This is a genomic window from Kitasatospora sp. NPDC053057 (genome assembly GCF_044546945.1).
GTDB lineage: Bacteria > Actinomycetota > Actinomycetes > Streptomycetales > Streptomycetaceae > Kitasatospora.
Window position 1 is genome coordinate 1 of sequence record NZ_JBITZP010000128.1, and the last position, 1,974, is coordinate 1,974.

Consider the following 1,974-nt stretch of genomic DNA (forward strand, 5'->3'; position numbering starts at 1 on the left):
CCGTCCGCCGTCGTCGTGCTCGACGCGCTCCCGTTGAGCGTCAACGGCAAGCTGGACCGCAAGGCGCTGCCGGCCCCGGAGTTCAAGGCCGGCGGCACCGGGCGAGCACCGGCCACCCTCCGCGAGGAGATCCTCTGCGCCGCGTTCGCCAAGGTGCTCGGCCTGGAGAGCGTCGGGGTGGACGACGACTTCTTCGCCCTGGGCGGCCACTCCCTGCTCGCCGTTCGACTCACCAGCAGGATCCGGGCGGAGCTGGGCATCGAGGTGCCACTGAAGGCGCTTCTGCAGGCGCCAACGGTGGCTGGGCTCGCACAACAGCTTGGACATGAGAAAACAGCTAGGCCGGCGTTGCGGCCGATGCGCAACCAGGAGGAGTTCTGATGGTTCCGTTGTCTTTCGCGCAGCGCCGGTTGTGGTTCCTCTCGCAGCTGGAGGGCCCGAGTGCCACCTACAACATCCCGATCGCGCGGCGCCTGCTGGGTGAGGTCGACGCCGGTGCGCTGAACGAGGCCCTGCGGGACGTCATCGGCCGGCACGAGGTGCTGCGAACCGTCTACCCGACGGCCGACGGTGAGCCGTACCAGCTCATCCTCAAGCCGGATGCCCTGGACTGGGAACTGGCCGTGGCCGACGTGGCGTCGGACGCACTCGATGCCCGAGTGGCGGAGGCCGAGGCGTACACCTTCGACCTGGCCGCCGACATGCCGATCCGCGCCACGCTGCTGCGCACCGGTCCGCAGGAGCAGGTGCTGGTCGTGGTGGTCCACCACATCGCCGGCGACGGCTGGTCGCTGGGCCCGCTGATGCGGGACGTGACGCGGGCCTACCTCGCCCGCAGTGAGGGCCGGGCGCCCGAATGGGAGCCGCTGCCCGTCCAGTACGCCGACTACACCCTCTGGCAGCGCGAGCTGCTCGGCGACCGGGAGGACCCGGAGAGCCTGCTGTCCCGCCAGATCGCCTACTGGCGCGATCGGCTGGCCGGTTCCCCCGAGGAGCTCGACCTGCCCTTCGACCGGCCGCGCCCGGCGGTCGCCTCGCACCGCGGCCACGGGGTGTCGCTGGAGATCCCGGCCGCCGTCCACGCCAGGCTGGCCGAGGTGGCGCGGGCCGAGGACGCCACGGTCTTCATGGTCCTCCAGGCGGCTATGGCGGTCGTGCTGTCCCGCCTCGGCGCGGGCACCGACATCCCCATTGCAACCGCCGTCGCCGGACGCACCGACGTCGCGCTGGACGACATGGTGGGCTTCTTCGTCAACACCCTGGTGCTGCGCACCGACCTCACCGGCGACCCCACCTTCCGCGAGGTGCTCGCCCGGGTCCGACAGACCGGGTGGGACGCCCTCGCGAACCAGGACGTGCCGTTCGAGAAGCTGGTCGAGGAACTCGCCCCCGCGCGTTCGCTGGCCCGGCACCCGCTGGTCCAGGTGATGCTGACCGTCCACAACAACGAGCGGATCGTGCTGGAGCGTTTGGGCGCCGAGGCCGACGGCCCGGCCGCGGACTCGGCGGACGCAGTGGTCGACGTGCGGGCGGCCAAGTTCGACCTCGAACTCGATTTCGTCGAGACCTTCGACCAGGACGGCGCCCCGATGGGCCTCCGCGGCTCGCTGACCGCCTCGGTGGATCTCTTCGAGCGTGAGGCCGCCGCGCGGCTCGCGATCCGGGTCGGCCGGGCACTGGAACTGCTGGTCGCCGAGCCGGGGACCCGGCTTAGCGGTCTGGAACTGCTGGACGAGGCGGAGCGTCGTCGTCTGCTGGTGGAGTGGAACGACACGGCTGTCGAGCGTGTGGCGTCGACCCTGCCCGCGCTGTTCGAGGCGCGGGTGGCGTCGACGCCGGATGCGGTGGCGGTGGTCTTCGAGGGTGTGGAGGTGTCGTTCGCGGAGTTGGATGTGCGGGCGAATCGTCTGGCGCGGCTGCTGGTTTCGCGCGGTGTGGGTGTGGGCTCTGTGGTGGGGGTGTGCCTGGAGCGTG

At 71.2% G+C, this 1,974-nt stretch carries 2 protein-coding genes; both read left to right on the forward strand.

Features of this window, described 5'->3' with window-relative positions:
* Positions 1-381, forward strand: a 381-nt coding sequence (locus ACIG5E_RS39370; RefSeq protein WP_396542116.1) for a phosphopantetheine-binding protein, incomplete at its 5' end; no start/stop codon positions are given.
* Positions 381-1,974, forward strand: a 1,594-nt coding sequence (locus ACIG5E_RS39375; protein WP_396542118.1) for a condensation domain-containing protein, incomplete at its 3' end; no start/stop codon positions are given. The genes ACIG5E_RS39370 and ACIG5E_RS39375, both read left to right, overlap by 1 nt.